The sequence below is a fragment of the Cupriavidus sp. GW821-FHT07C08 genome (genome assembly GCF_059419025.1).
In genome coordinates this window covers 90384-106912 of the sequence record NZ_JBWKQZ010000006.1, presented here as the reverse complement: position 1 = coordinate 106912, position 16529 = coordinate 90384, and the positions used below count along the sequence as shown (strand labels likewise).

Below are 16529 nucleotides of genomic sequence, written 5' to 3'. Positions count from 1 at the left end.
GAGAGGGGAGCAAACCAGCGGAGCAGATAAGGCTTCAGGCTCTTAACCTTCCACTTCCGCCCACCCCTGCATCGCCTGCCCGCCGGCATCATCCCCCGTCCACAGCACCAGCCGCCCAGGTTGCGCCGGATCGGCCGCGCCACCGACGATGATGGTGTCCTGGTCGAACAGCGGCGCCAGCCCGCGGAAGCCAAAGCGGCGCACGCGCGCCTGCGGTTGCTCGCGTGCCACCAGGTCCAGCATCAGCATCGCCTGCATCGGCCCGTGCACCACCAGGCCGGGATAGCCCTCGACCTCGCGCGTGTACTGGCGGTCATAGTGGATACGGTGGCCGTTGAAAGTCAGTGCCGAGTAGCGGAACAGCATCACCGGGTCTGCCTGCAGCGTGCGCTGCCACTGCGCGGTCTGCTCCAGCCGCGGGCGCGGCGGCTGCGGCTTGGACGGGTCGGGCATGGCGCGGTAGACGATATCGTGGCGCTCGTTGACCGCGGTCTTGCCGTTGACGGTCAGCTCGTGATCGACGGCGACAAACCACAGTTCACCGGTGCGCCCGGTCTTGTACTGCACGTCCTTGATGGTGGAGGTGCGCGTGACGGTATCGCCGATATGCAGCGGATGGCTGAAGGTCAGCTCGCTGCCGGCCCACATGCGGCGCGGCAGCGGTACCGGCGGCATGAAGCCGCCCAGGGTGGGATGGCCGTCGCGTCCGAGTTCACGCTGCGGCGCGCGCGGCAGGAAGTAGAGCCAGTGCCACAGCGGCGGCAGCGGGCCGGCGGCAACGGCCTCGGGGTCGAGGTCGAAGGTGGCGGCGAGGCCGGTCACCGGTTCCGGCGACAGCGTTTCGGTGCGCGATTCGCTGCGGCCGATCCAGCCGCGCAGGCGTTCGAGTTCAGGAGTGGCGTCAGTCATGACAGTAGGCCTTGTAGTGCGTGAAGGTTGTCGGGCGGCGGGTTATTGCGCCAGTGCCAGCAGCCGGCGGGCCTGCTCGATCACGGGCCGGTCCACCATCTTGCCATCGACCTGCACCGCATGGCTGCCGCTGGCGGTAGCTTCCAGCACGCGGCGGGCCCAGTCGAGCTGCTCGGGGCTGGGCAAGAAGCCTGCGCGCACCGCGCCCAGCTGGGCGGGGTGGATGCAGAGCTTGCCCGCAAAGCCGAGTTCGCGCGCATAGGCAACGTCGCTGGCCAGCACGGCTTCATCTTTCAGTGCGGTGGTCACGCCGTCTACCGGCGGCGGCAGCCCGGCCACGCGTGAGGCCAGCACGATGCGCGCGCGCGCAAAGGCGAGCGCGTCGCGCGTATGGCTGCAGCCCAGGTCGACCGCATAGTCGAGCGAGCCGAAGGCAAGACGTGCGACGCCGGTGGCCACGGCGTCGATCTGATGCAGGCCCAGCGCGGTTTCGATGATCGCGACCAGCTCGCCCTGCGGGTTGATCGCATGCAGGGCCTGCGCGATGGTGGCCAGCGCGGCGGCATCTTCTGCCTTGGGCACCAGCAGGCCGGCCAGCGCGGTGCCCGGCGGCAGCGCGCGCAGCCAGGCCAGGTCGGCGGCAAACGATGGCGAGGCGCTGTCGTTGATGCGGACAAAGGCGTTGGCGGCCGGCTGGCCGGCCAGCCAGGCAGCGATGGCTTCGCGCGCGGCGGGCTTGGCGTCCGGATGGACCGCGTCCTCGAGGTCCAGGATCATCACATCGGGGCCGGCGGCCGCGGCCTTGTCGAAGCGCTCCGGCCGGTCGCCCGGCACGAACAGGTAGGTGACTGCAGTGGACATGTCTTGGTTCTCAGCCTGCGGCGGGCAGCCAGTCGTTGACGTTCGGGGCTTGTTCCAGCGTCCAAACGCGCTGGATGATGGCACGCATCTCGGCCTCGGTCGCGCCGTGGCGGAACGCGCCCAGCTGCAGCGCTTTCGCTTCCAGTTCCGGGCGCGACAGGGTGTTGTCGGGATCGCCCTTGGGCACGTCGACGCGCGCTGCCAGCGTGCGGCCGTCGGTGGTCTTGACGGTGACGCGGCCAATCCACTGGCGCGGGTAGGCGGCGTTGATCTCGGCATCCAGTTCCATGCCGACCTTGCCGCGGAAGGCGGTCACCTTCGGATCCTGCAGCGCATGCTGCTCGAACTCGCCCAGGCCCGCATGGCCGTGCACGGCCACCAGCCCCAGCACCGTGCCCATCGAGAACTTGGCCTGGTGGATGGTGGTGGGGTTGACCACCGGGCCGAGCACGTCGATTGCGCCCTGGTGCACGTGCGTGGTGACGCTGGCGACCTGGTCGGCGCTGATGTCTTCGCGCTGCATCAGCGCCTTGAGCGCATCGGCGGCCGGGTGCGTGTGGCGGCATGAGGCGAAGAACTTGAACGAGGTCTCGGCGGTGGCCCAGCGCGTGCCCAGGCCGTCGGTCAGGCAGGCGGGGTTGGCATCGCTCGACATGCCGGCAGCCATGCCCTGCGCGCCTTCCAGGATCTGCTTCGCGCCGGTGAAGCCGGCCCGCGCGAGCCACGCCGACTGCAGGCCATCGGCAGCGGCCTTGGCGGTATGCAGCTGCTTGGAGTCGGCGGCGTCGCGCAGGAATTCCCACAGGCCTGCGGCCTGCGTGCCGGCCGAGCCCAGTGCCTGGTTGATGCCTTCGGCATCCAGGCCGTAGAGCTTGGCCACGGCCGCGGCGGCGGCCAGCGTGCCCACTGTACCGGTGGTGTGGAACACGCGGTAGTGCGAACGGCCCATGAATTCGCCGATGCGGATGCCGGCCTCATAGCCGGCGATCGAAGCCAGCAGCACTTCGGCGCCGGTCTTGCCCTCGGCCTGCGCGGCTGCCACCACGGCAGGGAACACCACCGCGGCCGGGTGCAGCACCGAGCCGTTGTGCACGTCGTCCTGCTCGACCACGTGCGAGGACGCGCCGTTGATCAGCGCGGCAAAGTAGGGTGAGGTGCGGCGGCGGTCCACCAGCACTTCGGCGCCGCCTTGCGCCGGGCCCATGGCCGCGGCGAACTCCTGCAGCTTGCGCACGGCGGGGGCATCCTTGCCGGCGATGGCCGAGGCGATCCAGTCCAGGAACAGGTCCTTGGTGCGCTCGATCACGGGCGCGGGCACGTCGGCCAGCTTGAGGTCGGCCAGGAAGTCGCAAAGCTGGCGGGTCGGGTAGGTGGTGTCTGCGGGTTGGCTCATGCCGGCTCCGGAGATTGAGTAGGGGCTTGCGGAAAGGAAAAATGGCGCCCGGTCTTCCCGGGCGCCGGCATTGGCTCAGATGGTCTGCTGGTCCGCCAGCGCGGCGATGTCGCTGTCGGCGTAGCCTAGCTCGGCCAGGATCTGGCGGCTGTGCGCGCCCAGCGCGGGCACGTCGCCCATCACCGGCTCCACGCCCGACAGGTTGGCCGGCGGCAGCAGTGCGCCGATGGTGCCGCCGGGCACCGCGACTTCGCGCCAGCGGTTGCGGGCGGCCAGTTGCGGGTGGTTCCAGACGGCTTCGATATCGTTCATCGGTGCGTTGGCGATCTGGGCGGCGTCCAGCAGTGCCTCCGCCTGCGATACCGTCATCGCGGCAAAGCGTTGCTCGATGATTGCGGTCATCGCGGGGCGGTTCTTGACGCGGCCGGAGTTGGTGGCGAAGCGCTCGTCCTGCAGCAGCTCGGGCTGCTCCAGCACCTTCTCGCAGAAGGCGCGCCATTCGCGCTCGTTCTGCAGCCCGAAGATCACGCTGCCGCCGTCGCCGGTGCGGTGCACGCCGTACGGGGCGATGGCCGGGTGCGAGGCGCCGAAGCGCGCCGGCGGCGTGCCGCCGTAGTGGCCGAAGTAGAGCGCGTAGCCCATCCATTCGGACAGCGCTTCGAGCATGGTGACTTCCACGCGCACGCCCTCGCCGGTGCGCCCGCGCTGCAGCAGCGCCGACAGGATGCCGGTATAGGCGTACATGCCGGCGGCGATGTCGGCAATCGAGATGCCCGCGCGCGAGGGCTCGTCGGGGCCGCCGGTGATGCCGATCAGGCCGGCGGCGGCCTGGATCAGCAGGTCATAGGCTTTCTTGTCGCGATAGGGGCCGGCATCGCCATAGCCCGAGATATCGCACACGATCAGCTTGCCGTAGCGGGCGTGCAGGGTGTCGAAGTCCAGGCCCATGCGCGCGGCGGCGCCGGGGGCCAGGTTCTGTACCAGCACGTCGGCGTCGGCCAGCAGCTGGTGCAGGACCTTCTGCGCCTCGTCCTGCTTCAGGTCCAGGGTCAGGCTTTCCTTGCCGCGGTTGAGCCAGACGAAGTGCGAGGCCTGGCCATGCACGGTCTCGTCATAGCCGCGGGCAAAGTCGCCCGCGCCGGGGCGCTCGACCTTGATCACGCGCGCGCCCAGGTCGGCCAGCTGGCGCGTGGCGAAGGGCGCGGCCACGGCGTGCTCGAGCGAGACCACGCGGATGCCGTCGAGCGGGCGGATACCTTTGGGGGAATGGGACATGCAGGGCCCTTAGAACGAACGCGGCAGCTCGAGCACATGCTCGGCCACGTAGGACAGGATCAGGTTGGTCGAGATCGGCGCCACCTGGTACAGGCGCGTCTCGCGGAACTTGCGTTCGATGTCGTACTCGGCGGCAAAGCCGAAGCCGCCGTGCGTCTGCAGGCAGACGTTGGCCGCTTCCCACGAGGCATCGGCGGCCAGCAGCTTCGAGATATTGGCTTCCTTGCCGCACGGCTTGCCGGCGTCGAACAATTGCGCGGCCTTGTAGCGCATCAGGCTGGCGGCCTCGACATTGATGTAGGAGCGCGCGATCGGGAACTGCACGGCCTGGTTCTGGCCGATCGGGCGGTCGAACACGATGCGGTCGCGCGCATAGTTGCTGGCGCGCTCGACAAACCAGTAGCCGTCGCCGATGCACTCGGCGGCGATCAGGATGCGCTCGGCGTTGAGGCCGTCAAGGATGTACTTCAGGCCCTTGCCTTCCTCGCCGATCAGGTTTTCTGCGGGGACTTCAAGGTTGTCGAAGAACAGCTCGTTGGTCTCGTGGTTGACCATGTTGCGGATCGGCTTGACCGTCAGGCCTTTGCCGATGGCATCGCGCAGGTCCACCACAAACACCGACAGCCCTTCGGACTTGCGCTTGATTTGGTCCAGCGGCGTGGTGCGCGCCAGCAGCAGCATCAGGTCCGAATGCTGCACGCGCGAAATCCATACCTTCTGGCCATTGACGATGTACTTGTCGCCCTGGCGCACCGCGGTGGTCTTGAGCTTGGTGGTATCGGTGCCGGTGGTGGGTTCGGTCACGGCCATCGACTGCATGCGCAGCTCGCCTGAGGCGATGCCCGGCAGCCAGCGCTGTTTCTGCGCTTCGGAGCCGTGGCGCAGCAGGCAGCCCATCACGTACATCTGGCCGTGGCAGGCGCCGGAATTGCCGCCGCTGCGGTTGATTTCTTCCATGATGACCGAGGCCGCGGTCAACGACAGGCCCGAGCCGCCATAGGCTTCGGGGATCAGCGCCGACAGCCAGCCTGCCTGGGTCAGCGCCTGGACAAAGGTCTCAGGAAAGGCGTTCTGCTCTTCCACCCGTTGCCAGTACGCCGAATCGAAACCGGCGCAGAGGTCGCGCACCGCTTCGCGGATTTCGGGGTACAGCTGGTCTGGATCCTGATGTGCGCGCATGGGGTAGCCCCGCTCAGATTGAATGGGGCCATTATTCCCGAGCCCCCGGCACGCTGAAATTCGGATTTGCGAAAGAGCGGCTTAGGTGGGCCGGAAGCGGGGGCGGCGGAAGCTGCATGCGCCGCCGGGCGCCTGCAGATGCGCAAGAGGCCGGTGCAGCGGCCTCTTGCGAAGGGATGGCTGGCAGGCAGGGCCTGGGAATCAGTGCATAAACAGCCAGATCAGGACGAGGATGAAGGCCGGGACACCAAGCAGCCAGGCGAGTAGATAGGGCATGATGCAACTCCTGTTGATGACGGTAATCAGTGATTCCAATATACGAACGCCGCCATGGCGGCACTGTCGGGGAGCTTCCGCTTGCGGTGTAGGACGCAGCCGCGCGCACCTGGCGGGCGGCCCGCGCGATGTGGCGCCAGCGCCTTGCGGCCCGCCGGCCCGGTTGCCGGCGGGCCATCCCGTGCTACGCTCAGGTCTGCACGAAAGCACCCGGAGGCGAGCCATGGACGGGGTCTGGTCTGAGATTTTCAGGGTCTTGCGCGCCGAGTTCGCCGATGTGCCGGACGCTGCCGAGGCCACCCGCATCCTGACGCGCCTGTTCATGGCGATGCTGCTGGGCGGCCTGATCGGCTATCAGCGCGAGGTCTCCGGCAAGGCAGCGGGGCTGCGCACCCATATGCTGGTGGCGCTGGGCTCGGCGCTGTTCGTGCTGGTGCCGCTGCAGGCCGGGGTGCCGCTGGGCGACATCAGCCGCGTGCTGCAGGGGCTGATTGCCGGCATCGGCTTCCTTGGCGCCGGCGCGATCCTGAAGCACAGCGACGAAGCCCACATCGAGGGCCTGACCACCGCGGCCAGCATCTGGATGGTCGCGGCCATCGGCGTGGCTGCCGGCCTGGGTCGCGATACCACTGCGCTGATCGCCACCATCTTCACGCTGGTCATCCTGCAGCTCCTGCATCGCTGGAAATAGTGCACCTGCACCCGGCGCATTCGGCACCCGTGCCGCCCGGCGTGCGCCGGTCTGTACGCTTGCCCGCCAATTTGCGTCATTTCCCACTTCAATGCGCGCAAGCGCACGCAGCCCGCGCGCGGCGCGCCCTATGCTGTGGCACAGGTTGCGCCGCGATCCACAGGCGCAGCCGTGGCAGAGCAGGGGGAGGTAGCGATGAAATCATCGATTCGTGACGACGCGGCGCTGGCCGCATTCGTGGGGCCGCGCTATGCGTACTACAGCCAGCGCTGGTCCCTGGCCGAGACGCGCGGCGGCATGTCGTGGAACTGGGCGGCGTGCCTGTTGGGGCCGTTCTGGATGGCCTACCGGCGCATGTACTGGCAGGTGGGGGTCTTTGCGCTGATCGTCTGCGCCGAGCCGGTGCTGCACGCGCTGTTCGGGCTGAAGATGCCGCTGGCGGTCCGGCCGATGCTGTATGCCATGGCGCTGCTGCTGGGCATGTATGGCAACCAGATCTACCGCTGGCATGCCGAGGCGACCATCCGGCACCTGCGCGAGTACCATTTTTCACCGGAACTGGTGTACGACTCGCTGGCGCGCAGTGGCCGCACCAGCTGGCCCGGTGTGTTCGCCATGGCCCTGCTGCTGGTGGTGATGGCGGTGTCGCTGAGCCCGCTGGCGGGGCTGGTGGTGCAGGGCGGCGGGCTGGCCTCCGGCTGAACGGCCGACGACTTACCCGACTTACACTGGCTCGCGCGCCGCGTCGACCAGGTACTGGATCAGCGTTTCGGCAAACTGGGGCAGTTCGCGCCCCGGGCGGCGCACCAGGCGCAGCTCGCGCTTGGCCCATTCGTCTTCCAGCTGGATAAAGCGCAGCACCTTGCGGCTGGCGTAGCGGCGCGCGCAGCTGTTGGGCACGATGGCGATGCCCGCGCCGGCCTCGACCATGCGGCATACGGCATCGAAGCTGCCCACCTGGATGCGCAGGCTGATGCGCTTGCCCATGCCGCCGGCGATGCGGTCCAGGAAGGACTGGATCGCGCTGAACTGGTTCAGGCCGACAAAGCGGCAGGTATCGAGCAGGTCGGCGAAATGCAGCCGCTTGAAGGCGGGCAGCGGGTGGTTGACCGGTGCGATCACGATCAGCTCATCGCTGCACAGGTGCATCGCGTCCAGGTCCTGGGTGGCGACTTCACCGGCCACGATGCCCAGGTCGGCGGCGCCGGCGCTGATCGCCGAGACGATTTCCTGCGACAGGTGCTCTTCCAGTTCGATGTCAACGTCCGGGTTCTCGCTCAGGAAGCGCGATACGCCGGTGGCCAGGAACGAGTTGGTGGCGGTGGTGTTGGCCAGCAGCCGCACGCGGCCCTTGACGCCCTTGGCATAGGGCCGCAGGTCGGCGTGCAGGCATTCCAGTTCGCGGAAGACCTCGCGCGCGTGGCGCAGCAGCGCATCGCCCGCCGGCGTCAGGCGCACGCCCTTGACCTGGCGGATCAGCAATTGTGTCTGGAACGCCTCTTCCAGCTGCTTGATCCGGGTGCTGGCCGCGGGCAGCGACAGGAAGCTGCGTTCGGCCGCGCGGGTCAGGTTCTCCGTCTCGCCGACGTTCAGGAAGAGGCGGAGGTCGGTCAGGTCGTAATGCATGGGCTTCCGTCAGGCCAAAGGCCAGTTTTGTGATTCGTGAATTCCAAAGTCTCGGCCGTCAATTTATCGTATCCACTGCGGCGTGGACATCCGGATTGACCGCATCGGCGGGCGATGCCCGCGGCGCAGGGGTGTTTCGCCGGGTTTGCGGTCGGTGACCGCACAAAAAAGTATTCAGAGGAGCAGCGCAATGAGCGGTTTGATGGCAGGCAAGGTCGCCCTGGTGACGGGCGCAGGTGGTGGAATCGGGCGCGGCATCGCGCTGGCACTGGCCGCCGCCGGCGCCAAGGTGGTGGTCAATGACCTCGGCGTGTCGATGACCGGCGAGGGCGGCGACGCTGGCCCCGCTCAGCGCGTGGTGGAGGAAATCCGCGCCGCCGGCGGCGAGGCCGTGGCCAATACCGACAGCGTCTCGACCTGGAACGGCGCCAATGCCATCGTGCAATGCGCGCTGGACAACTTCGGCCGTATCGACGCCGTGGTCAACAACGCCGGCAACCTGCGCGACCGCATGTTCTTCAAGATGAATGAAGAAGAATGGCGCTCGGTGATCGACGTGCACCTGCACGGCACCTTCTTCGTCAGCCGCGCCGCGGCCAACTACTTCAAGGACCAGGAGAGCGGCGCCTACGTGCACATGACCTCCACCTCGGGCCTGATCGGCAACCTGGGCCAGGCCAACTACTCGGCGGCCAAGCTGGGCATTGCCGCGCTGTCCAAGTCGATCGCGCTGGACATGCAGCGCTTCAACGTGCGCTCGAACTGCATCGCGCCCTTCGCCTGGAGCCGCATGACCAGCTCGATCCCGGCCGAAACGCCGGAAGAGAAGGCACGCGTGGCCAAGCTGCAGAAGATGGAAGCCGGCAAGATCGCGCCGGTGGCGGTCTACCTTGCCAGCCCGGCCGCCAGCGAAGTCAACGGCCAGATCTTCGCGGTGCGCGCCAACGAGATCATCCTGATGAGCCAGCCGCGCCCGGTGCGCTCGGTGCACATGAGCGATGGCTGGACGCCTGAAACCGTGGGCGAGATCGCCATGCCGGCCATGCGCAACAGCTTCTTCAAGCTGGAGCGTTCGCCCGACGTGATCAGCTGGGACCCGATCTGATGGCGGGCAGCCGGGCCCCGGCGCACGGCGCGCTTGCCGGCGTGCGGGTGCTGGACCTGTCGCGCATCCTGGCCGGTCCCTGGTGCGCGCAGAACCTGGCGGACCTGGGCGCCGAAGTCATCAAGGTGGAGCGGCCCGGCGCGGGCGACGATACCCGTTCGTGGGGGCCGCCCTGGCTGCCCGGCGCGGACGGGCAGCCTTCGCGCGACGCCACCTACTTTGCCGGCGCCAACCGCGGCAAGCAGTCGGTGACGCTCGATATCGCCAGCCCGCAAGGGCAGGAGATCGTGCGGCAACTGGCGGCGAAGTCGCAGATCGTGCTGGAGAACTACAAGGTCGGCGACCTGAAGCGCTACGGGCTGGACTATGACAGCCTCAAGGCGATCAACCCGTCCATCGTCTACTGCTCGATCACGGGCTACGGCCAGACCGGGCCGAGCGCGCACAAGCCCGGCTATGACTTCATCTTCCAGGGCCTGGGCGGCCTGATGAGCGTCACCGGCGAGCGCGACGACCTGCCCGGCGGCGGGCCGCAGAAGGTGGGCGTGGCGGTGGTCGACATGCTGACCGGCATGTATGCCACCGTGGCCGTGCTGGCCGCCTTGCGCCATGCCGAACGCACCGGCGAGGGCCAGCATATCGACATGGCGCTGCTCGATGCGGTGGTCGCGGTCGGCGCCACGCCGATCATCGCCCAGCGCGTGACCGGCAAGGCCATGCCGCGCTACGGCAACGCGCACGCCAATATGGTTCCCTACCATGTGTTCGCCACCGCCGACGGCTACATGATCGTCGCGGCCGGCAACGACGGGCAGTGGCAGGCGTACTGCCGCGGCGTCGAGCGTCCCGACCTGGCTGCCGACGAGCGCTTTGCCACCGGCCCCGGCCGCATCATCCATCGCGACACGCTGGTGCCGCTGCTTGAGGCGCATATGCGCACGCGGCCGACGGCGCACTGGGTGCAGGCGCTGGAAGCGCAGGGCATCCCGTGCGGGCCGATCAACGACTACGGCCAGGTGCTGGAAGACCCGCAGGTGCGGCATCGCGAGCTGCAGGTGGACCTGGTGCGCGACGATGGCAGCCTGTGCCCGACCGTCAAGAGCCCGCTGCGGCTGTCCGCGACCCCGGTGCAATACGACGCCCCGCCGCCGCGGCTGGGCGAGCATACCGGGCAGGTGCTGGAATCGGTGCTGGGCCTGTCGGCCGAGCGCATCGCCAGGCTGCGCGAGCAAGGCGTGGTCTGAGTGGTGACGGGTGCCTGGCAGGCAACTGCCGGGCACCGCCTGCTTCCGGGCGGATCACCAGGCCTCTGCACAAAGTCCCCCCATCGCCTAGGCTGTCTGGGTAGCGGCCCGAACCGTGATTCCCGGGTTCCCCACAGGAGACAGCCATGAACGAAGAGACCTTCAACCTCAGCATCCGCAAGTTCCTGAAGGTGGTCGGCGTCAGCTCACAGCGCGAGATCGAACAGGCGATAGCCAGGGCCATGGCCGACGGTACCATCGCCGGCAACGAGCACTTGCCGGTGTCGGTGACGCTGGAACTGGCGGGTGTCAAGCTCCAGGCGCGCTTCGAGGGTGAAATCCAGCTTGAGTAAGGCGGTCATGGCGGTGCTCGTTTTGGTTCTGTTTCTTGCGTGAAACGCCAAAAGGATGACCCCGCCCGGTCCTTTTGTTGCGCCATCTGATCCATCCGCAGTATGGGCGCGCAGGGCCCCTTCACATATTCTTCCCGGAAACGTCGAACCAATGGGACCGGGGGGATACCATGGCTGGATGCAACGAGCGCATGCATTGCGCAGGGGGCGCGGTATGCGCAGGCCGTGCAACGCGACACGCGCAAGCGCGGGTTGCACGCCACCGCGCGGGCCACGGGCCGCTCTGAAGCGCGGGGGCCGTTGCCATGCATGCCGCCGCCACTACGCCCGCAAGGAACATCGAGGACACCGGCTGGAACCTGCCGGATCCGGCAGGTCGGCACGCGCGCCCCGATGATCCGCTGCTGGCGTGCCTGCTCTGGCTGGCCCGGCGCTTCCAGCGGCCAGTCGCGGCCGAAGCCCTGATTGCGGGCCTGCCGCTGGAGGCGGAGCGCCTGACCCCTGCCTTGTTTCCACGCGCGGCCGCACGCGCGGGCATGTCGGCCCGGCTGGTCAAGCGCCCGCTGGACGACATCCCGGACCTGGTGCTGCCCGCCATCCTGCTGCTCGACCAGGGCGAGGCCTGCGTATTGCTGCGCCGTGGCGACGAGGGCATGCTGCTGGTCTCGCAGCCGGAGTGGGGCGACGGCGAGCAGCCGGTTCGCCAGGAAGACCTGCTGGCCCGGTACACCGGCCATGCCATCTTCGCCCGGCCCGCGCACCGCTTCGAGGCGGCGGGCGATGCCGGGCCGGCGTCGCCGCACGGATGGTTCTGGGGCGTGATGCGCCAGTCGTGGCCGCTCTATGGCGACGTGCTGGTTGCCTCGCTGCTGCTCAGCCTGTTCGCGCTGGTCATGCCGCTGTTCACCATGAACGTCTATGACCGCGTGGTGCCGAATCATGCGCTGGAAACGCTGTGGGCGCTGGCCATCGGTGTGGGCCTGGTGCTTGGCTTCGAGCTGGTGATGCGCACGCTGCGCGGCTATTTTGTCGACGTGGCGGGCCGGCGCATCGATGTCACGGTCTCAGCGACGGTGTTCGAGAAGGTGCTGGGTATCGAGATGAAGGCGCGGCCGGCGTCGGTGGGCAGCCTGAGCAGCCAGCTGCATGAATTCGAGTCGGTGCGCGAGTTCCTGACCTCGGCCACCATCACGACCCTGGTCGACCTTCCGTTCGCCGCGGTCTTCATTGCCGCCATGTTCTGGGTTGGTGGCCCGCTGGCCTGGGTGCCGCTGCTGGCGGTGCCGCTGGTGATCGGCACCAGCCTGCTGCTGCAGGGGCCGCTGTCGCGCGCGGTACGCGCCAGCAGCGCCTGCGCGGCCCAGCGCCAGGCCGCACTGGTCGAAACCCTGGTGGGGCTGGAGACCATCAAGACCAGCGGTGCCGAAGGTGCCGCCCAGCGCAAATGGGAGCAGGTGGTCGGGCAGATGGCGCAACTGGGGCTGCGGGCGCGGCTGCTCTCCGCCTGCGTGATCAACCTTTCGCTGTTTGCCCAGCAGGCCGCCACGCTGGTGGTGGTGGTGATCGGCGTCTACCTGATCGCCGACGACCGGCTGACCACGGGCGGCCTGATTGCCTGCACCATCCTTGCCGGCCGCGCGCTGGCGCCGCTCTCGCAAGTGGCCGGGCTGACCACCCGCTATCACCAGGCGCGCACCGCGCTGGCCGGCATCGACCGCATGATGGCGCTGCCCGTCGAGCGCCCGCCCGGCAAGCATTTCCTGCACCGCCCGCCGCTGCGCGGCGAGATCGAGTTCCGGCAGGTCAGCTTTCGCTACCCGGGCCGCGACATCGCGGCACTGGATGGGGTCTCGTTCCGCATTGCCAGCGGCGAGCGGGTTGGCCTGATCGGCCGCATCGGCTCAGGCAAGACCACCATCGAGAAGCTGATCCTTGGCCTGTACGCACCGGATGCCGGCACCGTGCTGGTCGACGGCGCGGAGGTGCGCCAGCTGGACCCGGCCGCGTTGCGGCGCGACATCGGCTATGTGCCGCAGGACGTGATGCTGTTCAGCGGGACGCTGCGCGACAACATCGTGATGGGCGCCCCGTACGCCGACGACGAAGCGGTGCTGCGCGCGGCGCGCCTGGGCGGCGTGAGCGACTTTGTCGATCGCCTGCCGGACGGCTATGACCTGCGCCTGGGCGAGCGCGGCGAAGGCCTGTCGGGCGGCCAGCGCCAGGCCATTGCCATTGCCCGTGCCGAGTTGCTGCAGCCGCCGCTGCTGCTGCTCGACGAACCCAGCAGCGCCATGGACAACCGTACCGAGGAGCAGTTCAAGGCGCGCCTGGCCTCGGCGCTGGGCGGGCGCACGCTGATCCTGGTCACGCATCGCGGCTCGCTGCTCAGCCTGGTCGATCGCCTGATCGTGATGGACCAGGGCCGTATCGTCGCCGATGGCCCCAAGGCCGAAGTCCTGAACGCGCTCGCGGGGAGGAAGCTCCATGTCGCTTCAGCCTGATCCGGAATGCATGGGGCCAGTGCGGCGCCTGATCGCCGCGCTGAGGCCGCGTGCCGACGACACCGCCTTCATGTGCGAGCGCGATGCGGCCGCGCTGGCGCAACCGCGCTATTTCACGCACTGGATCCTCTGGTCCGCCCTGGTCTTCGTGCTGGTGGCGCTGGCCTGGGCCGCTCTGGCGCGGGTGGACGAGGTGGCCGTGGGCGAGGGCAAGGTGATCCCGTCGAGCCAGGTGCAGGTGGTGCAGAACCTCGAAGGCGGGATCATCGCCGAGATCATGGTGCGACCGGGGCAGGTGGTGAACAAGGACCAGCCGCTGATGCGCATCGACGATACCCGCTTCACGGCTTCCTACCAGGAAGGCCGCACCAGGGACGATGCGCTGGTGGCACGCATTGCGCGCCTGAGCGCCGAGGCCGACGGCACGGCGTTCGTGGCGAGCGCGCCGGCCGATGCCGAGGGCCGCCGCTTCGTGTCCGAGGAGCGCGCGCTGTTCGAGTCGCGCAAGCGCGCGTTCGATGCCAATCTCGCCGTGCTGCGCCAGCAGTCCGAGCAGCGGCGGCAGGAGCTGACCGAGAAGCGCTCGCGCGAGCAGCAACTGCGGCAGAGCCATCGGCTGGTGGCACAAGAGCTGGCCATGATGCGCCCGATGATGGCGCAGGGCGTGGTGTCCGAGGTCGACCTGCTGCGGCTGGAGCGCCAGGCCAATGACCTGAAAGGCGAGCTCGAGGCCGCGCGGCTTGCCATGCCGCGCCTGGAGGCCGCCTACCGCGAGAGCCAGCAGAAGGCCGACGAACTGGGCACGCATTATCGCGCCGAGGCCATGAAGGAACTCAACCAGGCCAAGGCCGAACAGGCCGCGCAGAGCGCCACCAACACGGCGCTGCAGGACCGCGTCGACCGTACCCTGGTGCGCGCCCCGCTTGCCGGCGTCATCAAGCAGATCAAGATCAATACCGTGGGCGGCGTGGTGCAGCCCGGCATGGACCTGCTGGAGATCGTCCCGCTGGAAGACACGCTGCTGGTCGAGGCGCGCGTGCGGCCTGCCGACATTGCCTTCCTGCGGCCCGGCCAGCCGGCGGTGGTCAAGCTGTCGGCCTACGACTTTTCGATCTATGGCGGTTTTGCCGGCACCGTGGAGCATATCAGCGCCGATACGCTGACACCGGAGCGCCCGGGCGAGCGCCCCGAAAGCTACTACCTGGTGCGCGTGCGCACGCGCGACAACCGGCCAGGCGGCAGTGCCGTGCAGGTACCCATCCTGCCCGGCATGGTGGCCACGGTCGATGTGCTGACCGGGCAGAAGACGGTGCTCCATTACCTGCTCAAGCCCATCATCAAGACCAGGGAACTGGCGTTCCGGGAACGATAAGAACGGGCGGACTGCCCACGACGATAACAAGCAAGGCATGGCCGGCAGGCCGGCATTCAGGACGGAGAGTAATCATGGCAACCCTGACAGGTAGCAACGGCAGCGACAGCATCAGCGGCACCACGTCCGCCGACACCATCCTGAGCGGCAATGGCAATGACTACGTTAGCGCCGGCGATGGCAACGACTATGTCGATGCCGGCAACGGCGACGATATCGTCGAAGGCGGCAGCGGCGACGACACGCTGCTGGGCGCCAACGGCAAGGACCGCGTGTTCGGCGGACTCGGCAATGACAACTTGTCGGGAGGCAACGGCACCGACGCGGTCTATGGCGGCAGCGGCGATGACGTGATCGGCAGCATCGACGGCTCGTCTGCGCTTTACACCGGCGACAATGGCGGCGATACGCTGTATGGCGACGGCTACGACAGCTACGCCGACTACCTGCTCGGTGCCGGCCATGAGTCGGCCCGGCCGGGTAACGACCGCATCTATGGCGGCAACGGCGACGACCTGATCTACGGGGACAACGGCAACCATGCCGCCCTGGGCGGCGACGACATCATCGCCGGCGGCAACGGCAAGGACACCATCTACGGTGAAGGCGGCAATGACAAGATCGCCGGCGGGGGAGGCGGCGACACCCTCAGCGGCGGCTACGGCGCTGACGTCTTTGTCTATAACGCTGTCTCCGACTCCACCGCGGCCGGCATGGACGTGATCACCGACTTCCAGCGGGGCGTGGACCACCTCGACTTGCGGCCCGTGCTGGGCGACACTGGCTTTGAATGGGGTGGCCGCCAGCCCACGGCCCACGGAGCCTGGTTCCAGCAATCGGGGGGCAATACCTATGTCTACGTGGATGTCGACGGCAATCCCGCCACGGCGGAAATGGTCATCAAGCTCAACGGCCTGCACGAACTGAGCAAGTCAGACTTCGCTGGCTACGACAACCATGCGCCAACCGCAGTGGCCGATACCCACGCGATCGGCGAGAACAACTCTCCGAACCCGATCACCGGCAATGTGCTGTCGAACGACAGCGACGTCGATGCGGGAAACGTGCTGGCCGTGGCCAATCCCGGCACCTATGCCGGCCAGTACGGCACGCTGACGCTCCACGCCGACGGCAGCTACAGCTATGAGTTGGACAACGGCAATGGCCAGGTGCAGGCATTGCGGCAGGGCCAGCAAGTCCAGGACACGTTCAACTATGAGGTGTCCGACGGGCAGGCCGGCGCGGCATCATCGCTGAGCATCCGGATTACCGGTGCCAACGATGGAGCCACGATCACGGCCTCGGACAGCGAAGACAAGGCGGTGACCGAAGCCGGCGGCGCAGGCAATTCTGAAACGGGCGACGCATCCGCCGGCGGCAAGCTGACGGTTGCCGATGTCGATACCGGGGAAGCGCACTTCGCCGCGGTGGCGCCGGACAGCCTGGCCGGGCAGTACGGCACCTTCAGCTTCGACAGCAATACCGGCGCCTGGAGCTATACGCTCGACAACACCAAGGCCGATGCCCTGTTCGCTGGCCAGCAGGTCAGCGATTCGCTGACGGTGTCTTCGGCGGACCAGACCGCGCAGCAGATCATCAAGGTCAACATCACCGGTGCCAACGATCACGCCACCATCACGTCCTCGGCCAACGAGGACAAGGCGGTCACCGAAGCCGGCGGCGCAGGCAATTCTGAAACGGGCGACGCATCCGCCGGCGGCAAGCTGACGGTTGCCGATGTCGA

General features: G+C 68.0%; 14 protein-coding genes. 8 read left to right on the top strand and 6 right to left on the bottom strand.

Features of this window, described 5'->3' with window-relative positions; translation table 11 throughout:
• Positions 1-42: 42 nt before the first annotated feature.
• The 5 genes from AC07UK_RS10180 to AC07UK_RS10160 all read right to left on the bottom strand — a co-directional run bounded on the left by AC07UK_RS10180 (position 43) and on the right by AC07UK_RS10160 (position 5617).
• On the bottom strand, positions 43-909 hold the full coding sequence (locus AC07UK_RS10180) for an HTD2 family dehydratase (RefSeq protein ID WP_436223948.1): 867 nt from the start codon (positions 907-909) through the stop codon (positions 43-45).
• A 42-nt stretch (positions 910-951) separates the two neighbouring features.
• Positions 952-1770: an HpcH/HpaI aldolase/citrate lyase family protein gene (locus AC07UK_RS10175; RefSeq protein ID WP_436223947.1), complete on the bottom strand. Its 819-nt coding sequence runs from the start codon at positions 1768-1770 to the stop codon at positions 952-954.
• Between the two features lie 10 nt (positions 1771-1780).
• Complete coding sequence (locus tag AC07UK_RS10170; RefSeq protein ID WP_436223946.1) at positions 1781-3163, bottom strand: MmgE/PrpD family protein; 1383 nt, start codon at positions 3161-3163, stop codon at positions 1781-1783.
• A 75-nt stretch (positions 3164-3238) separates the two neighbouring features.
• Positions 3239-4438 (bottom strand): CaiB/BaiF CoA transferase family protein, encoded by a 1200-nt coding sequence (locus tag AC07UK_RS10165; RefSeq protein ID WP_436223945.1) that lies wholly within the window; start codon positions 4436-4438, stop codon positions 3239-3241.
• Positions 4439-4447: 9 nt separating this feature from the next.
• Entirely contained in the window at positions 4448-5617 is a 1170-nt protein-coding gene (locus AC07UK_RS10160) for an acyl-CoA dehydrogenase family protein (RefSeq protein WP_494685650.1), read from the bottom strand.
• Positions 5618-6116: 499 nt separating this feature from the next.
• Here AC07UK_RS10160 and AC07UK_RS10155 point away from each other — a divergent pair, with 499 nt between their 5' ends.
• On the top strand, positions 6117-6584 hold the full coding sequence (locus AC07UK_RS10155) for an MgtC/SapB family protein (RefSeq protein WP_436223943.1): 468 nt from the start codon (positions 6117-6119) through the stop codon (positions 6582-6584).
• A gap of 195 nt (positions 6585-6779) precedes the next feature.
• Positions 6780-7286: a DUF2628 domain-containing protein gene (locus tag AC07UK_RS10150; protein WP_436223942.1), complete on the top strand. Its 507-nt coding sequence runs from the start codon at positions 6780-6782 to the stop codon at positions 7284-7286.
• A gap of 21 nt (positions 7287-7307) precedes the next feature.
• Here AC07UK_RS10150 and AC07UK_RS10145 read toward each other — a convergent pair whose 3' ends face one another.
• Positions 7308-8210 (bottom strand): LysR family transcriptional regulator, encoded by a 903-nt coding sequence (locus tag AC07UK_RS10145; RefSeq protein ID WP_010813949.1) that lies wholly within the window; start codon positions 8208-8210, stop codon positions 7308-7310.
• 190 nt (positions 8211-8400) lie between these two features.
• Between AC07UK_RS10145 and AC07UK_RS10140 the strand changes: the two genes are divergently transcribed.
• From AC07UK_RS10140 to AC07UK_RS10115, 6 genes are all read left to right on the top strand, one after another.
• Positions 8401-9315, top strand: a complete 915-nt coding sequence (locus AC07UK_RS10140; protein WP_436223941.1) for an SDR family NAD(P)-dependent oxidoreductase — start codon at positions 8401-8403, stop codon at positions 9313-9315.
• The gene (locus AC07UK_RS10135; RefSeq protein WP_436223940.1) at positions 9315-10559 is read left to right on the top strand and encodes a CaiB/BaiF CoA transferase family protein; all 1245 of its coding nucleotides are present in this window, start codon (positions 9315-9317) and stop codon (positions 10557-10559) included. Before AC07UK_RS10140 ends, AC07UK_RS10135 begins: the two co-directional genes overlap by 1 nt.
• 146 nt (positions 10560-10705) lie before the next feature.
• The gene (locus AC07UK_RS10130) at positions 10706-10912 is read left to right on the top strand and encodes a DUF6494 family protein (RefSeq protein ID WP_010813946.1); all 207 of its coding nucleotides are present in this window, start codon (positions 10706-10708) and stop codon (positions 10910-10912) included.
• Positions 10913-11217: 305 nt separating this feature from the next.
• The gene (locus AC07UK_RS10125) at positions 11218-13413 is read left to right on the top strand and encodes a type I secretion system permease/ATPase (RefSeq protein ID WP_436223939.1); all 2196 of its coding nucleotides are present in this window, start codon (positions 11218-11220) and stop codon (positions 13411-13413) included.
• Complete coding sequence (locus tag AC07UK_RS10120; RefSeq protein ID WP_436223938.1) at positions 13397-14785, top strand: HlyD family type I secretion periplasmic adaptor subunit; 1389 nt, start codon at positions 13397-13399, stop codon at positions 14783-14785. Before AC07UK_RS10125 ends, AC07UK_RS10120 begins: the two co-directional genes overlap by 17 nt.
• Positions 14786-14859: 74 nt before the next feature.
• On the top strand, positions 14860-16529 hold a 1670-nt coding region (locus tag AC07UK_RS10115), incomplete at its 3' end, for a VCBS domain-containing protein (protein WP_494693872.1).